Annotated in this window: 4 protein-coding genes and 1 pseudogene; 1 reads left to right on the top strand and 4 read right to left on the bottom strand. The window is 45.6% G+C overall.

The features are described from left to right. Nucleotides 1–3 precede the first annotated feature (3 nt). A complete protein-coding gene (locus ACED28_RS03375) occupies nt 4–12,936 on the top strand; it encodes a VCBS domain-containing protein (protein ID WP_371709279.1) in 12,933 nt (4,310 codons plus the stop codon). A 107-nt stretch (nt 12,937–13,043) separates the two neighbouring features. Here the strand turns inward: ACED28_RS03375 and ACED28_RS03370 are convergent, their stop codons facing one another. From ACED28_RS03370 to ACED28_RS03355, 4 genes and pseudogenes are all read right to left on the bottom strand, one after another. Further along, nucleotides 13,044–14,357 (bottom strand): HlyD family type I secretion periplasmic adaptor subunit, encoded by a 1,314-nt coding sequence (locus ACED28_RS03370; RefSeq protein ID WP_017098437.1) that lies wholly within the window; start codon nt 14,355–14,357, stop codon nt 13,044–13,046. Beyond that, nucleotides 14,350–16,588: pseudogene (locus ACED28_RS03365) on the bottom strand (ABC transporter transmembrane domain-containing protein). Before ACED28_RS03365 ends, ACED28_RS03370 begins: the two are co-directional and overlap by 8 nt. Then, nucleotides 16,585–18,231 carry an ABC transporter transmembrane domain-containing protein gene (locus ACED28_RS03360; RefSeq protein WP_371709278.1) on the bottom strand — a complete coding sequence of 549 codons (1,647 nt, stop codon included), beginning with the start codon at nt 18,229–18,231 and terminating at the stop codon, nt 16,585–16,587. The pseudogene ACED28_RS03365 and the gene ACED28_RS03360 overlap by 4 nt, the downstream one beginning before the upstream one ends. A 178-nt stretch (nt 18,232–18,409) precedes the next feature. After that, a complete protein-coding gene (locus ACED28_RS03355; protein ID WP_371709277.1) occupies nt 18,410–19,045 on the bottom strand; it encodes a CatB-related O-acetyltransferase in 636 nt (211 codons plus the stop codon). Nucleotides 19,046–19,156 lie beyond the last annotated feature (111 nt).

Here is a 19,156-nt window from a genome sequence, read left to right as displayed (position 1 = left end):
AAAATGGCTAACAAAAAGAACGTCAAAGCAAACAAGAAAAATACAGAAATCAAAAGTAAGAAAAGTAACGAGCTAGAGCAAAAGAAACCAACACAAAAAAAGAAGCGCAGACTGCATTCACATCTAAAAGTGAATATCCCACTTTTTCAGTCACTCATGATGATTTTGCCATCATTGGCTAAACACGCTGCTGCAGAGAGTATAGACAATTCCAGCGACGCTGCAGATCAAGTAATCGCAAATAACGTGACCGAAAAAGATGTCACCGATGACCATAGCAAGGCGGACTCATCAGCGGTTGCTCTCCAAGAAGCTCAGACGAGTGACAACGACGTAAACTCAACCTTAAGTGCAAGTCATGCCGCCCATGGTTCGAGCTCTCACTTGGTTCCTTCTCATCATTTATCGACGCTTTCTCACCCGCAAGTCCATTACATTCCTTCGGTATCGATGCCGACTATCTCCTCAGGGAGTAACGGTCAGCCGACTCATTCGAATGCGCCTACGACGCCCGCTTTACCTGTCACCTTTATGCCAGAAGTCATAAAAGGTACGTACGGAGAGCTTCATGTTGATGCAAATGGTCAATACACATTCGTATTGAATCCAAATTCTCCTCAATACATCCTGTTAAATCAGCACCAACCAGGTACTGACCATTTTGCGTTACACCTATCTAATGGCTCGAGCATCATTGTTCAGATACCGGTAACAGGTAAGCAAGACACGCCAAGTATTTCTGGAGACTTAACAGGTGTGGTAACAGAAGATCACAATATTGATTCACAAGGCTTGTTACATGCGAACGGCAAAATCGATGTCATAGACCCTGACCAAAATGAAAGTTCGGTTACACCGGAAGTTATCTCAGGTAAATATGGTTCATTAACTATCGATGCTGATGGACATTGGCAGTATCAAGTTGATAACTCGCTCTCTAATGTTCAAGCTTTAACCGCAGCCACTTCACTGCATGAAAGCTTCACTATTCACACCAAAGATGGCACACCGCAAACGATCGATATGACGATTGGCGGAAACGACGACAATGCCGTAATTACGGGTGTGGATGCTGGCACGTTAACTGAAGATTTAACGACACAAGTTCAAGGGCTGCTTTCGGTAACAGATTCAGATCTAGGAGAAGATCATTTTCAGGCATCACAAATAACTAGCAATTTCGGTACGCTAAGCATCACCAAAGACGGTGCGTGGACATACAACTTAGACAACAATAACCCAGCAATTCAAAGACTTGGCCAAGGTTCAACTGCGACAGACATCGTCACTGTTCACTCAGCTGATGGTACAGCGCATCAAGTTATGGTTACGATTAATGGCACCAACGACAATGCGGTAATCACGAGTAGTACAGCAAATTCACCAAGTTCGTTTTTCGCTATCGGGACAAGTAATGGCTCAAACCAAGTTACTGAAGATAAAGACCTAACGGTTTCGGGCCAACTCAACATCACCGATATCGACTCAAAAGAGGCGCATTTTTCTAATTCCGACCTCAAGGGGACACTGGGTACTTTACACCTTAAAGACAATGGCGATTGGAGCTACGACCTAGATAATAAAAACCCAAAAGTACAGGCTCTTGGTCAAGGCTCTGCGACAACAGACATCATAACCATCCACTCCGCCGACGGCACTCCTCATCAAATTGCAATTACCGTTAACGGCACCAATGATAAAGCCGTGATAAGCGGAACCAGTGCCGGCGTGGTAACCGAAGAGTCCCAACTTCAGACCTCGGGCACACTTGCGGTAACGGATGTGGATACTGGCGAGGCACACTTCTCCAACACCGATATCGTAGGCTCGTTTGGTACGCTTCATCTGACTGATACTGGTTCTTGGACGTACGACTTAGATAACACTAACCCAACCGTTCAAGCGTTAGGCGCGAATAAAACAGCTACCGATACCATTACTGTTCACTCTGCAGACGGCACGCCACACCAAGTGACGATTACGGTAAATGGCACCAATGATACGGCTGTAATTGGCGGTACAAGTGCTGCCGCAGTAACAGAAGAGACACAACTACAAACTACTGGCACATTAACCATTACTGATACCGATGGCGGTGAAGCACACTTTGCGAATACCGATATCCAAGGCACCTTAGGTACATTACATCTAACGGATAATGGCGCTTGGACGTACGACTTAGATAACACTAACCCAGCAGTTCAAGCGTTAGGTAATGGCGCAACCGCTACTGATACCATTACCGTTCATTCAGCCGATGGCACACCTCATCAAGTCACCATTACAGTGAACGGCACGAATGATAATGCTGTGGTCGGTGGAGTAGATACTGCAAGTGTCACTGAGAAAGCGGCTGGAGATAATATGTCACCAGATCATGCTCAACCGGGTATGGCGACACTTCGAGTTAGTACACTGAACGCTAATGGACATTTATCTGCGATTGATCCTGACTCTGGTCAGTCTGGCTTTGCTGATAATAATGTGGGGTATAACTATCATGGTACATATGGTGACTTAATTTTAAATCCCAATGGAGATTGGAATTACTTTGCCGATGCTGGAAGTCTCAGTCACATTGGTGGAAGGCCCACGACCAGAGGCTCCGCTATCGATAAATTAGGTGAGGGTGAAACACTCACAGACACTATCACCGTTCACACAAAAGATGGAACACCACATAATATAGTCATCACTATCAATGGTAGTAACGACAGGCCTTATTGCTCTTCAGAAGTACAACTCAACGCAGGTACTGAAGATACGAGACAAACCATTACAGCTGCACAACTGTTACAAAATTCAATAGATGTCGATAAAAATGACTCTGGACTGCTTACAGTAGCAAACCTTCATCCAGATCACGGCTCGATTTTAGATAACCAAAATGGTACATACACTTTCACACCAGAAAAAGACTATAACGGTAAAGTTCATTTCACCTATGATGTCAAAGATGCACATGGCGGTGTCACTCATACTGGAGCTACCAGCAGTTTAAGTGCAGTTGCTGATAAAGCGGTTATAAGCGGTAGTGATACCGGAACGATTATTGAAGATCATAATGTGGGTCACAGTTCATTGCAGCCTGTCGTTGCATCAGGTTTGCTGAGTGTGACAGATCCTGATGCAGGGCAAGACCATTTTCAGGTCAATCTGTTATTAGGAGAACAGGCGATTCACGATCCCTTTGGTGGTTTTTTACGCATTACACCAAGTGGCGCTTGGGGATATGAAGTAGCCAATAGTCGCTTGCAAGCATTAGCTGAAGGTGAAGTAGAAAAGGTTGTATATCGTGTTTATTCTGCAGACCACACTGCTCACGATATAACAATAACGGTGACAGGCACCAACGATCAACCGAGCATTACTGCGACGACACTTGCACATGGCACTGAAGATACGCATTACCAAATGCAAGCCAGTCAGTTTGGATTCAGTGATATCGACACAGGCGATACGTTACATTCCATCGCAATCACAGATCTACCATCAGCAACACAAGGTAAGTTTGTACTTGATGGACACGATGTTACAGCGGGGCAACACATCTCTACAGCTGACATCAGTAAACTTCAGTTCGTTCCTGCGCAAGATTTTAATGGCGATGTTCAGTTTAAATTTACAGTAAATGATGGACATGAAGATTCGTTAGAAACTACCAATACCCTGCATATTGATGCGGTTGGAGATAAAGCCGCTATATCAGGTGTGGATACTGGCGATGTCCATGAAGGGCACACTTTCACCGCACCAGACGGTAGTATGACTGGCGGCTATGTTGATGACCGTTCACCTGATCATATGCATGGAAACATAGGGAAATTGTGGAACGATGAAATTCATACCGATGGCCACCTATCGATAGTTGATGCTGATGCTGGTGAAAGCTATGCCCAAACAGGCGTTTATTATGGTTCACATGGTCGTGTCATACTTCAAACTAACGGGGACTGGAGCTACTTTGCTTCCATCGGCCAAGATGCAACCGGCAGAGCTATTGATCATCTGGGAAAAGGGGAATCAATAACCGATACTGTCACCGTTAAATCTGCAGATGGCACCACACACGATATCGTTATCACCATTCATGGCGATAACGACCGTCCGTATTGTTCTGGTGAGGTGCAACTCAACAGCGGTAAAGAAGATCTTGCTCAAACCATCAGTGCATCTGAGCTATTGGCAAACACCTTAGATGTAGATACGAACGACATAGGCAAACTAACGATTACGAATCTTCATGCCGATCATGGTTCTATCCTAGATAATCAAGACGGTACCTTCACTTTCACACCAACCAAAGATTACAACGGTCAAGTACACTTCACCTATGACGTCAAAGATGCACACGGCGGAGTGACGCACACTGGCGCATCAACGACACTCTCGGCGGTTGGCGATGCTGCGACTATCGCTGGGATTGATACAGGATCGATATCCGAGAATACTGCCGGCGTGGACATGTCACCTGACTATGCCCAACCAGGCATAGCCACACTTGGCAATAAACCACTGTATGCTGATGGCAAGCTAACCATCACAGATCCCGATGTTGGCGAAGCAGAATTTGAGCACCAAGGTAGCAATGGTTATGACTATCACGGTACCTATGGTGACTTAGTATTACTCACTGATGGTACTTGGCATTATCATGCTGATGCAGGGCACAGAGCACTTATTTGCGGTACTACGACAACTCGTGGCACTGCTATTGACCAGCTCGGTGAAGGCCAAAGTCTAACCGACACGATTACTATTCACTCAAAAGATGGTACAACTCACGACATCGTCATCACTATTCATGGCAGTAACGACAGGCCATATTGCTCTTCAGAAGTGGTGCTACAAAGTGGTAGCGAGGATACTCGCCAAACTCTAACTACAATTCAACTATTAGCGAATACCGTCGATGTCGATAAAAACGATGCCGGATTACTGTCTATTGAAAATCTTCATGCTGACCATGGTTCCATTTTAAACAATGCCGATGGCACCTTCACCTTTACCCCAGAAAAAGACTACAACGGCGATGTACACTTCACCTATGACGTCAAAGATGCACACGGCGGAGTAACCCATACCGGAGCGAGTACGACACTTGCGGCAGTCGATGACAAAACCATTATTTCTGGCGTTGACCATGGTGTAGCGACTGAAGATGTAGCCACTGTTGTTTATACGAATCCCCATATTATGGACGCTGTTGATTGGCAAGCGCTACAAATTACGGATGTAGACAACCCTAACACTCAAGTCACGGTCGAATTTGCAGGCAAACAATACACATGGAATATAGGCAGTGACCTAGATGTTACGACTCCTTATGGCAAATTCCAGTTCCACACTATCGCAAGTGGATCTCACAAAGGTGAGCATTCTTGGAGTTATATTGGCGACAATAATAATGTTCATGTTCAAGAATTAAAGCATGGCGAATCATTAACCGAATCTATAAAACTAATAGCAACCGATGGTACTGAATTTCCTATTACGGTTAAGGTTAGCGGCACAGAGGATGGGGTCGTAATCGATTCCAAGTCAGAACTTGGTCATGTCGTAGAAAATGCCCAAACAGGTGCTTCAGTTTCCGGCAATGTAGTCGCACACGATGTTGATCTCCACGATACGGTGAGCTGGACACAAACACCAACAGGTGGCATTAGCGGTCAGTATGGAACGTTCCATCTAAGTGCAGATGGGCAATGGCATTATGACGTTGATCAGAGCAAAGCGACAAAACTAGGAGACGGCGACGAATATTGGGAGCACTTTACGGTTGAGGCCGTGTCTACTGATGGTAGCCACGTTTCGAAAAGTGTATCGGTTGTTGTGCATGGCAATAATGATGTACCAACAGTTAGCGGTGAGGTCACTTTACCTTCAGGTAAGGAAGATACTTCAATACATATTACCCAAGCTGAATTAATCGCCAATGCTACCGATGTTGATGCAAACGATAGAGGTTGGTTACACGTTGAAAACTTGACGGCCGACCACGGTAGTTTGGTATCAAATTCAGATGGCAGTTTCACCTTTAATCCCGACCCTAATTACAATGGGGCAGTCCACTTCACTTATGATGTTGCTGATAGACACGGTGGTATTGCTCATACAGGAGCAAACACAACGCTTGCTGCTGTTAATGATGCTGCTGTTTTTGGTGGTGTCGATACAGGAAATGTCACCGAAGATCACAACGCCCATGTTTCCGTACAAGGAAACTATTCTTATATGCTCGAGGCACGCGGAACATTAACTGCAACAGATACGGATATCGGTGAATCAGGCTTCGATTTTAAAACATTGATGACGGCTTCGGCTCATCCTGAATGGGCACCTTACCAATCGAAACTGGGGGGGCAACTGGAAATAGATCAGCATGGCAAGTGGAACTATTACATTGATAACCGTAAGCCTGAAGTTCAGGGCTTAGGCACAGGTGAAAATTTAACTGACACCGTTACTATTCATTCTAAAGACGGGACTCCTCATGTCATTACCATCACAATAAACGGCACTAATGACGACCCTGTTTTATCGGTAACTCAGACAACCCCCACAACAGGCACGCTTACCGAGAGCGATGTTGACGTGAGCGACACTCATACTTTCTCTGTCGTTAGTTCAACAGGGCAATTTGGTTCTCTATCGGTCGACCCAGATTCGGGCGCGTATGTATACACAGCCAATGGGTCGGTTGCTGGAATGAGTTATAACGCGGCGACACACACATACCACGGCACCGATGTGTTTGAAGTAAAAGTATCTGACAATCACGGTGGCAAATCGTCGAACTTCATCACCTTTGATACCAACGGTCATGTTTCAGTTGTGCCAAGACAATCACCGACGATTTCAACCTCTGTGCGTTCCAACCCACTAGTAACAACCACGCAACCAAGTTTACCAACCGGGACAAACACTCCGCCAAATAATGCAGTCACCGTCGACTTAGCGGCATCTAATGATACTGGTATTTCCGATACCGATAACCTAACTAAAGACAGCACACCGACAATCACCGGGCACACGGATATTCCTTGCTCACAAGTCACCATCTATGATGGCTCCACACCTATTGGACATGCCGTGTCTGATGGCTCGGGGCAGTATAGTGTGGCGGTAAGCAGCTTATCGAATGGCGATCATAGCCTTTCTGCCAAGGCGTTAGCTCCTTCTTCAGTTTTACCAGCAACATCATCCATTCTTTCATTGCACGTTGATACTGTAATTGCGCCGCTCCAAGTATCATTAACTCACGATTCAGGAAGTAGCACCTCTGATTTAATCTCCAGCGATGGCTCACTCACAATCACAGGGCAAGAAGCAGGCGCTAGCGTTGAGTACTCAACCGATGGCGGACACATATGGACATCAAGCTTCACGCCGCAATCAGGTTCCAACACAGTGAGTGTAAGACAGACTGATACTGCGGGAAATGTATCCACTCCAACATCACTAACGTTTACTTATGATGATCAAATCGCTGCGCCCTCCATTGATTTGAAAGCGTCAACTGATTCGGGAGTGTCTGCAAACGACGATCTTACGAACATTCATACCCCGATAATCACCGGCACGGCTGAAGCAAACTCGTCTATTTCTATTACCGATGAAACAGGCAAAGTCATTGCTACTGGAACAGCAAATAGCCAGGGTATCTACCAGCTCACCACATCGGATATTGCCGAGGGTAAACACACGTTCACGGTATCCTCTACCGACGCAGCTGGAAATAAAAGCACCGCATCTTTACCTGTAGAGGTCGACTACACGGCCCCTACAATTTCGAAGGTCAATCTACTAACAGAAACAACTCACCAACCAACATTCAGTGGGTCGGTGAGTACAGATACCGTAAGCGTCGATATCGTCATCAAAGACGGAACGAACGTCATTGAAACCCTGCATGCCACACTCGATGGCAAAGGGGGATACACGGTTGATGCGACCAACCTACCGGATGGTCATTACACCGCTTATATTCAAGCAACCGACAAAGCAGGCAACACCACAGCCTCGGGTTATTCTGGTGAATATAATCATTTCTCTGTTGATACTCAAGCATCTGCACCGACTATCAGCTTTGAAAGTACCGGAGTTGATAGCATCTACAGTGCTGCTGAGGTGGCCGCTGGTGCAGCCAATACCATCACCAGTACCATTCATCTGCCTGCGGATATCAACCCAAGAGATACACTCACGATTAATGGACAGCCCCACGTTATTACCGATGCTGAAATTTTGGCGAAAGTCGTCAATGTAGAAGTGGCTCCAGGGGCACAAGTGACAGCGAGTATTACTGACCAAGTTGGTAATACCTCATCCGTGATAAATGCGACGGCACCAAGGGCTAACAATGCACCAATTTTAAATGTACAAGAGCAGAGTTTTAACGATGATAATCATCAATCAATCGATATGACTTTGCCAGCGAATCTGTTCATTGATCCAGAGGGCGATGCCATTACTTATTCAGTAGAAATGGTGACAACATCTGGTGTGTCGAGTCTTCCTAACTGGTTAACATTTGATCCGTCGACACTGAAATTGACGGGTACGCCTCCACCAGAGGTTTCCGGTGATTTTGATATTCGAGTGACTGCAACAGATAGTCACGGTGCAAATAATCATGAAGATTTCCATATAGCAGTACGACAACTACAAGGAGATGTGAAAGAAGATGGTCGAGCAAAGAACCATCAGCTTGATGCAACTGGACAACTTGATGCGTACCACAATGGACAACACATCATTTGGCACATGAAAGCCGATGGATCTGATTCATTAAATCATGCGGACGGACAGTATGGGCATTTATCGGTATCTACTGGTGGTACATGGCATTACGTTATCGATCATGACGGTGATGCTCATTATGCGAACTCAGATCTCAATGCTCTTAGGGGAGGACAAGTTGTTCCTGACTCTTTCACCTTATATGGGTATCAGAATGGACAATTAGTTAGAACAGAGACTATTCATATTCAAGTAGAAGGCACGAATGATAACCCTACCATTAGAGGTATTAGCTCCCTAACAACCGATGAAAATTCGATAGTTTCCGGGAAACTGGATATAACTGATGTTGACAAGGGTGAATCATTTTTTAACCAACAGACTATTACATCAGCCCATGGTGAGTTTGTTATTGAAAAAGATGGAAACTGGCACTTCTCTCCTAATCAGGCTGCCAAATCGCTCACTTCTACAGATAGTGTTATCGATACAGTAGAAATAAGTTCCGTTGATGGGACGAAGCATTCACTCAGCGTTACTGTAAATGGTTTAGATCAGCCTGTGCTTGGCGTTACTGATTTTTCCATTCAGACCAATGAAGATAGTCCACATACCTTTACAGCAGCAGAGTTCAGTACTGGTAACTACGACCAACTGACCATCAGTTCACTGCCAGATGCCTCACATGGCACATTGACCTTAAATGGGCAGCCTGTCACTGCAGGTCAACACATCGCTTCGGGTCAGATTAGACAGCTGGTTTTTTCCCCTGCACAAAATTATCACGGAGACGCTACCTTTGGGTTTTCAGTCAGTGAAAATGGCTTGCAATCGTCAGTAGCTTCAGCACATGTGGCGGTAGACAGTGTCACCGATGCTGCAAGTATTCATATCCACACGGCATCTGATGCCGTTATGCAATCAGCACAAGGAAAAGGACTTGCTGTTAGCCACTTGGATGGTAGTCATCTCTCTGATGGTAATGGCCAAACATCTATCACAGCAGAAATTGTTGTACGGATGAAAAGCGGCTCAAACACCAACCCTGATGCAGTGATCTTACAATTTGGTCATGCTGCAGCAAAGGGAACCATGATGAATAATCCAGTTGCTTTGGAAGAGCACACCGGAGATGGCTCATATTATGGCACCCATCATGGTTTTTCCGTCACAAACCCACAAAACCTTACCTTGTGGATGCCTGGTCATATGCCTATTCAAACAGGTATCGATACAACAACAGATTCTGGGACTCATAGATATACATTTACTGTAGATACGGCTTCACATAGCGCGACCGTATTTGAGGATGGTGCCCAAGCTTTCCATACTGATTCAGCACACATTTGGCACTGGATTGCAGACCTTAAAGGTACCCGCGTCCGACTCAGTGGCGAATTTGCTGGTGACGATTCGGTACTAAAAGGTGAAGGCTTTTTGTTGGACTCGACGCCAAGAGGTTCACTGCAGCATTATCCTAAGTTCATCGCTGAGCGTATGGGTGATAATGGCTTGAATTTGGGTGATGGATTGCACCCTTTAGGGAATAACAAACATGAAATCATGGGTAGTGATGGTCAGATGCACGCAGCAGGTGGTGACCTTAGTGTCGATGCAAAGTTTTCATCAGCTGTTATTGTACAAGGTAGCGTTACAGCAGGTCAGGTGGCAGCTGGCCCTCTCAATGCACAAACACCTGGACTTGGTGATGATAAGGTACTACTCGATTTGGGTGTTCAAGGTGGACAAATAGTTGATCATACAGGGCACCAATCCACTGCATTAGAACATCACTCGTTGAATAGCCCACTAATTGGCGGTGACCCGCTCCATCATGAACTAAATCTGGATGTGCAAGCAACCGATCCTGACGACCATGTAACCAGTGTTAAACTCACAGGTCTGCCTGACGGGACAATGCTTGATGATGGTCATGGGCACACAGCAACGGTTCATAACGGTCAAGCAATCGACGTGCAAGATTGGATCCGTGCAAGCATTGGCGTGGTGCTTCCTAACACAGCACCTACTGGCGATGTCCGTTTGCATGTGGATGTGACCACGACTGGTCCAGATGGCACCACAGCAACTAGTGCAGCTGATAACACCAGCATGCACGTAAGTGATGTGATGACGGATACAGCTCCAGACATTATTCAATCCATAATGCTCGGAGACGAAGATCAAACTTATCACTTTAGTGAGCAAGATTTCGGTTATAGCGATAAAGATGGTGATCCCTTAGATCACGTCACTATCACTCAACTACCAGATCCTGCTCATGGACAACTGCTCATCAATGGGCATGCTGTTACTGCAGGACAGGAGATTCCTGTTTATGATATCGGGAAGCTGCTTTTTCAACCTGCCAAAGATTTTAACGGAGATGTAGACTTTCAGTATAGTGTTAGTGATGGTTTAAAAGATTCAGCGCCTTCTCAAGGGACCTTAACTATTGCTCCTGTGGTTGATGTGACTATTAAGCTTTCATCCACAAGTGATTCAGGTTCGTCTAACACTGACAATCTGACTAATGATGCCACTCCAACAATTACCGGACACACCGATATTCCATATTCTCAAGTGACGATATACGATGGTTCAAAACCTATTGGACATGCGGTATCTAATGCTTCAGGTCAATATAGCGTAGTGGTCGATAGCTTAACCGATGGCAATCATAATCTATCCGCTAAGGCATTAACTCCTTCATCTGGGCTATCAACAATATCTTCGCTTCTTTCCGTCCATATAGATACACAAGTACACGTCGGTATTCAAACAGACCCAATTACCGCCGACAATGTGATTAATGCTCAAGAATCCAACAGCTCCATTGACATCACCGGATCCGTTTCTGGCGATTATAATGCAGGCGACATTGTGACTTTAGATGTAAATGGGACACAGCATACTGGCGTGGTCGATGCAAAAGGACACTATTCAATTGCCGTACCTGGAAGTGAACTCATTGCCGATGCTGACCAAAAAATAGAGGCATCAGTAGCGGTAACAGATAGCGCAGGTAATAGCGCTCATGCCACTGCAGATGTTACTTACCAAGTCGATACACAGGTTAGCGTTCCTACAATTACCTTTGAAAACGCAGGGGCAGACAACTTATACAGCAAAGCTGAAATCGCCCGAGGACAAGCAAACACGATCACTGCAACCGTTACGCCTCCTGGTGATGCCAAAATCGGTGAGCATCTTGTCGTTAACGGTCAGGATCATGTATTAGATGCTCATACTCTACAGCACGGAATACAAATTGAAGTTCATCCGGGTTCTAATGTACAAGCAACAATGACTGACGAACACGGTAATACCGCAGGTAGCCAAGGTTTTGCTGCAAGCGCTATTCCTGAACCAATTATTGTCAGACCGCCATCGGGAAGCCACCAAGTGTCTGGCACACTTGGGGTGCCACCACTATTACCATCGTTAACTCCGGTACCAACAGCACAAAGCGGTTGGCGAATCCATTTACCTAATGGACAATATGTCACCAGCCACCATGGGCAATATGGAACATTAACCATTGCCCCTCAAACCGGCCACTTACATTACCAAGAGCAAGCTCAGGTTCATACGGGCCCACATGGCAGCGCTTCAGGTATCGGTCAACACGAAGATAAATTTGAAGTAGCATTACAAGGGTCAAATCAAGATGAAGTGGTCGCCCATGTGAACATCCAGATACTCAGTCATGGGCCAGGAAATAGTGGAAAGCTGACAGTTGGAACTGAAGTGGTTGATATGACGATCACACCTTTAGTCCATACATCGCACCCTGCTCCACCGCCACCGCCTCCTGTTCAACATGACGAGCCAGACATGGCTTCGCAAGCCGACTTTACGGTCACACTAAGCGATGATAGCAATCTAGATTTAACCCAGCAGACCCATCAAGAACCCGATCAGAAAAGCAGTCACCATGGTGCAGCCGCTTATCTGGATGCATTGGGCATTAAACCCGATGCGACATCGACAACGGTTCACGATCAACCTGCGGATATGGATATCGTACTTGCACAAGTCGACCAACCAGATGCAGCAACACATGACCAAGCGCACTTGGATATGTCAGACGCGCTGGAACACCATGATGCAAACATCAACCATAACCAAGATGATGAGCACCACCACCACAACGATATCGATGGGTTACCGGACATTGATCCAAATAGTTAACGCATAAAATGCCAATCACTAAAACCAAAAAAGGAACACTATTTAGTGTTCCTTTTTATTTCTATTCTCTTTTAAATTTCAGTTATAACTTTTAACTATAAAACAAACTAACGCTCCCCAAACGCGACACTCACGTTGGTATAAATCGGTTTCCATAAATACTGGAATACTGACTTCTCACCGGTTGTAATATCTACCTCGCCCGTCATACCTGGCAAGATAGAAAAGCTCTCAGGATTATCACGGAAATAGGGAACATCCACCGAGACGACGACTTCATAATAGATCTCGCCACGCTCGCTTTGACTTGTGGTCGGTGAAATACTCTCAACCGCCCCTTTTAGCGCCCCAAAGCGGCTGTAATCAAACGCATCAATCTTGATACGAGTCGGCTGCCCTACACTCACAAAACCAATATCTCTTGGCGACAAACGAGCTTTAAAGTCGGCTTTCCCACCAACAGGAACGATTTCAACCACTGTCCCACCCGGCTGAATAACACCTCCGTTCTTTGTACTTGGCAGGCTTTGCACCAAACCTTGTAGCGGCGACACTAACATGGTGTTGGTCAGTTTCGCTTGGCTTGAACGTACTCTGGCGTTCAGGGCTGACAAGTCAGAGACGGCTTTAGAACGATCATCGCTCACTTTAGCTTTCGCCTCGGCCAGAAGCTGTATGATTTTTTGGTCATTACTGTCAGCTTGTCTAATCAATACCGACTTCTTGCCACGAGCTTCTTCAATTTTCTGCTCAATACTGGCCAGTTTTTGACGCATTTCAAGCACACGTAAGCGTGAAATGTTGCCCGATTTATAACCCTTTTCTAGTATATTCAACTCTTGCTTAGTCGCATTCAACTCTTTCTCATAACTCGGCAAGGCCTTTTCTACACTACGAAGCTGCTCTGCAATTTGTTCGCTCTCTTTCTCAAGCACCACACGCTTTTGGAAGTAGAGGGCTTTTTGCGCGTTCAGCTGCGCTTTTTGTTGGCTGACGATCTCTGGGTAATCGACCTCAAACTCAGCAAGGTTAGGCTCACGCTGCTCAAGCAGCGCATTCATACGTTCCACACTGGCTAGAAGCGTCACTTGTTGGGACTTTAGCTCTTCAAGGGCGGTACGCTGGAAAGTGGCATCAAACTCAACAAGCGGCTGGCCTTTCTCAACCAACTGCCCTTCTTTAACGAGAATTTGCTTTAACTTCCCGCCAATCGCGCTTTGTAATACTTGCTTCTCGCCTTCCGGAATCACAGCACCTTTGGCTTTGGCGATTTCATCAACTTGAGTGACTACAGACCAAGTGGCAAAAGCAATAACACATAAGGCAACCGACCATGTGGCCAGCGCCAATGTACGAGCCGTATTTTGTGATTCAACAAGTTCACCGTAGCGCTTGCCCTTCTCGATAGATTGTTTAGTCATTAGCGACTCCTTGCTTAGACTTTGATTGTTCTTGTTGGGCTGCATTTTTTTGAGCAGACGCCTCTTGAGTTGACGGCTGTAGCTCTTGAGATAACGGTTGGTTCTTGAGAAGCTTGAGGCTCTGAAGGCTGTTCCTGCTTCGAAGACTGCTCCGGCTCTAATGGACCGGCATAAACCACTGCACCTTCATTTAATACCACCACTTTATCGGCAAGCTTGATTAAATCCGGATCGTGGGACGTGTAAATCACCGTTGCTTTTCCTTTTTTCGACTGCACAAACTCACCAAATATACGTTTAGCATTTGGGTGAGCATCAGGCACAGGATTATCCATTAAGAACATTGGGTAGTCATAAACCAGCGCTTTTGCATCAATGAGGATCTGCGCGACGCTGCCAGACAACATGTCAAAAAGGCTGTCCGGCTGAATACTGCTGATGGAAGTATCGAGCCCACCTGATAATGTCTCGAACCAACGCTTTCCGCCCATCATTTCAATTGCAGATATCATTTTCTTATCTTCGACTTTGTGACCGTCGTTTAGCCACTCTCGAATACTCAGCGTAAGCAAATCAGGATATGCGGCTCGAATAAAACACCAGTGGCGATAAAGCTGCGGATCGTATTGAACGAGGTTAACGCCTTCAAGCTCGACCATGCCATTTTGGATAGGCTGCAAGCCAGACAGCACTTCAATTAATGTTGATTTACCGCTCCCAGAAGGGCCGGTAATCGCGACAATTTCACCGGCTTCAATATCAAAACTCACACCGTTCAAGGCCGGGCGACTCTGTTTGGGATAGCGCAGTGTCACTTGGTCTAATTTCAAGTTAGGCGCTACCACAGGTAACGGGTGATGCTGGTAACTGAATTCACGCTCAGACGGCTGAGACAAAATACGGTTCACTTGCAGCTTGGATTGATTAAAGCTATTAAAACGCATAGCGCTGTTTGCCAACACCTGAGCTGGGCCAGTCACCTTAGATATCAACATCATTGAAGCAATCAAACCACCGGGCGTCATCACTTGTTCAAAAATAAGTCCTATTCCTAACCCCATCACGGCGAGTGTCGACCCCACACCAATGAAATAGTAAATCGAGGTGTACCGGCTCTGGAGAACCGATTGATTAAAGGTCACTGTTGAAGCAAGAAGATTGGCCTTTTTGAAACGTTGAATCCAGTGCTCTGAGAATCCAGCACTGCGAATAAAGGCAAGCTTGGATGACAGCTCATTAGTCATGTTTTGACGATTCGTACCTGCCACTGTCGATTGCATAGAGCGCTTGCTGCTAGAGCGTATCGAGCGTTTTGCTAGCAAGTAATAAAGGATTAAAGAGACGACTGGAACCAGTACCAACCACCCGCCTAAAACACCTATCGCAAGTACAAAAATAAGAATGAATGGTAGGTCAAATAACGCATTTCCTAATGGCCCCGATAGCACACCTGAAATACGCTCTGACAGCATCACTTGGTTTTGCTGACTAGAAGAAGCTGTTTGCTGATTTTGAGCATAGCTATTACGAAGCAGACGCTGTACGAGGGATTGAGAAATCTCACGACTTACTCGGTTGGAAACTGAAGCAAACACTCGGCTACGTAATGTTCTCAACCAACCCATCATCACAAACAACAACGCTGCGCCAATGGCGATACCTTGCAACTCATGCCCTGCATCACCACCAATCACATGGTCATAAATCGACATCGTGATGAAAGGAACCGCAAGCGCAAATAAGTTAGTGATAAAACTGACTAGCAGCAATTTAGGAATAATGGGGCGAAACGCATGCAGCCGTTCCCCAACCCAATCAGGAGAAGCCTTCTCTAGTGGTGGACCTTCGATAACAATACAAAACTGAGGGACATCAGTAATGTCTTCATTGTCATCAAAAGCAATAAACTGTTTCGATTCTATATGACCAGAGAGCAACTCATGTTCGCCAAGCACCAGTAATACTAATTTATGTTCGCCAACTTCATCTAGGTTGGCAACCAAACGATAAGGTAGTGCAAGCCTGTCGAACAAGGCAAACATATCGTCGATTGATTCAATCCCATTTTCATCGACCCATTGATGTGCGAACAACTGGATATTAGCATTAACTTCCAACTGCTTAAGAACGGAAAGGCTCTCGGTTTCTAAATGGTTCATCACCTCTTGTCGACCGCTGGTATCTGCACGGTTGTTCGTACCTGAAGGGTTACCAATATCTAAACGATTCATACGATAGCCTCCTGGTTGTTCTCGCTGTCGACCGCAATAGCTCGACTTTCCACTGTAATGATTCGATTAGCAAATTCGCGAAGCTTCGAATGGTAGCTCACCATCAGTATCGTGCGTCCTGCCGTTACTTCTTCTTCCAACACCTTAGCTAGATTCCCAAGGGCGTCTAAATCAAGTGAAGAATCCGGCCTTTCCAACATGATTATGGGTTTATCACTTGCCAATTGAGCCGCGATATTGAGCATTTTCACGTTACCCATACTCAACAAAGAAGCACTCGTATGGCCAATTTGTGTCTCTAGTCCATCGGGTAATCGAGTGATTTCCTTGGTTAAACCCAAACGCTTAGCATAGTCACTGGCACTTTGCGTTTTCTCAGGGTCAAAGCCACACAAGTTATCAAGAATGGTCCCCGACACCAGTTGTCCTTTAACGCCACAGTAGGCTGCAATGTTGGTTACCGATGCGATTGAAACGGCAGCTCCGTTAATGAAGCACTCCCCCGCTTTTAGATCATCAATACCTGCAATCGACGACAATAAATGACTGTTAGTGTGGCGATCCTCACTCTCTAACAATATCAACTCACCTTTATTCAAGGTGACATCTGCATGAGAGAGTTCACCGTATCTTTCAACGGTCGCTTGCTTAATTTCCAACGTCTCAAAGTCAGATAAGTGGTTCTCAACTTGCTCAGAATCTGAAGAGTCCGATAGTGATAAGTCACTCAATTTTTCTATTGCCTGATTGGCACTGCGTATTGAATTAAGCTTGATTCTAACCCCAACCAGAGCACTCAAAGGCGCAACCGCTCTGCCAGATAAGATAGAACATGCCGCCAAGCCACCAGTAGTTAACTGACCATCCAACACCCATAAGCTGCCCGTGATCACGAGTAAAACTGACGTGGCTAATGCAGCAAGCTGAATACATTCTTGGGCGAAGGCGTTCTGTTCTTCTTCTCTCGCTTTAGACTGAGAGCGAACATTATTGAGGGATTTAAACTGATTGAAGATTCGAGACTCAACGGCCTGGCGTTTGATTCCCTGAATGGTTTGGCTCAGTAAAATCAAGAACGCTTTTCGCTCCTGCTCATCTTGGGAAGCTTCTTCACTTAAGCTTTTAACGCGAATAGAAGATAACCAAACGATTCCGAGAGTAATCAGCCAAACTGCCAAAGGTATCGCCACCAGCTCACCGCCGATGTAAGCCACCAAGCCCAAGAAGATCAAGGCAAAAGGCAAATCAATAAAGCCTGCAATCACACCACCGGAATACCAATCTTTGACTTTGGATACAGAACCAAGCCCCTCTTCCACGCCGCCAACACCAATGTGGCGAAGATGGCCTGATGAAGCCGTTGTTACTCTTTCAACCAAAGTTTGATAGGTCGCTTTCTCGGTATTGCTGGCCGCGGCTGACAAAAGCCAAGTACGCACAAACCGGATCAATGCTTCCATGGCAACAGCCAACGCTGCACCCGCCAACAACAAAGTGGCAGTACCGTAACTTTGGTTAGGTAAAATACGATCGTAAATTTGTAAAACCGTTAACGGAACGGCGAGAGAGAGAAGATTTATGAGTAAAGAAGGCAGTAGGACTTTCCCCACCACCCCTTTGTTTTTCATTGAACTTGCGGGCATACACAATCCTTATCCATGCTTATGAAATAAGATTGGTACACCATGTTGAGTATTGCAAGGTAACGAACTGATTTAACGTGTTTTTCAATATAAATATGACACAGATCTTTCTACACAAATCTGTGGCTATACCCGTACCTTAAAAACGCTCCTTACAAATGCTCGTTACAAGCGCTCCTTACAAACAATTGTCGTAATCCGTTATCGCCTGCTTTAACTTTGAAAAGTCTGAGTTACATAAATACGGTTTCAGCGCTTCAAATTTATCTGAGGGCCACTCGTATATTTTGAATGACATGAGTTCGTCAATAACGGACTCATCAAAGCGGTATTTGACGACTTTAGCTGGTGAACCACCGACAATGCTGTATGGAGCGACGTCTTTAGTCACCACACTATTCGCTGCAACCACAGCGCCTTCGCCAATCGTCACACCGGGCATCACCATCGCTCGCATACCTAACCACACCCCATCTTCAATGTGAGTATCGCCTTTGCCAATGTAGGCGTCGTCGATAACATCCATAAATGGATACAGTGAAAACCAATCAACTCTGTGGGTATGGTTGCCACCCATCAAAATCACGACTTCTGCGCCAATACAGACATAATCGCCGATATAGAGTTCGTCGATTTTCCATCGAGGATCCCACTGGCGGCTGACTTCGTCGCCGTGTAAATAACGCACTACCGATTGTTCAAAACCATTATCCCAGCAATCGCTGTAATAACTGTGTTGACCTTTTACATGAATATTGGGGTTGGTTACGACTTCATGCAGCAACTCGAATTTGGACCAATGCTTGTTTTGCATTTTTACCTCTGATTAATCTTTATTAGTTAAATATCAATATATTCGACAATACAGATTCAACGTGCACAGCTTCGCTGACGTAATAGCACTGGGTGCCCTAATACATCAATA

Origin of the sequence: Vibrio sp. 1F253 (genome assembly GCF_041439295.1) — a bacterium.
GTDB classification, from domain to species: Bacteria; Pseudomonadota; Gammaproteobacteria; order Enterobacterales; family Vibrionaceae; genus Vibrio; species Vibrio tasmaniensis_A.
This window is presented reverse-complemented; position numbering and strand designations above follow the sequence as displayed.

Coding starts and splice junctions, on each gene's coding strand:
- ACED28_RS03370 (WP_017098437.1), bottom strand. CDS start 14,357: ATGACTAAACAATCTATCGAGAAGGGCAAGCGCTACGGTGAACTTGTT.
- ACED28_RS03355 (WP_371709277.1), bottom strand. CDS start 19,045: ATGCAAAACAAGCATTGGTCCAAATTCGAGTTGCTGCATGAAGTCGTA.
- ACED28_RS03375 (WP_371709279.1), top strand. CDS start 4: ATGGCTAACAAAAAGAACGTCAAAGCAAACAAGAAAAATACAGAAATC.
- ACED28_RS03360 (WP_371709278.1), bottom strand. CDS start 18,231: ATGCCCGCAAGTTCAATGAAAAACAAAGGGGTGGTGGGGAAAGTCCTA.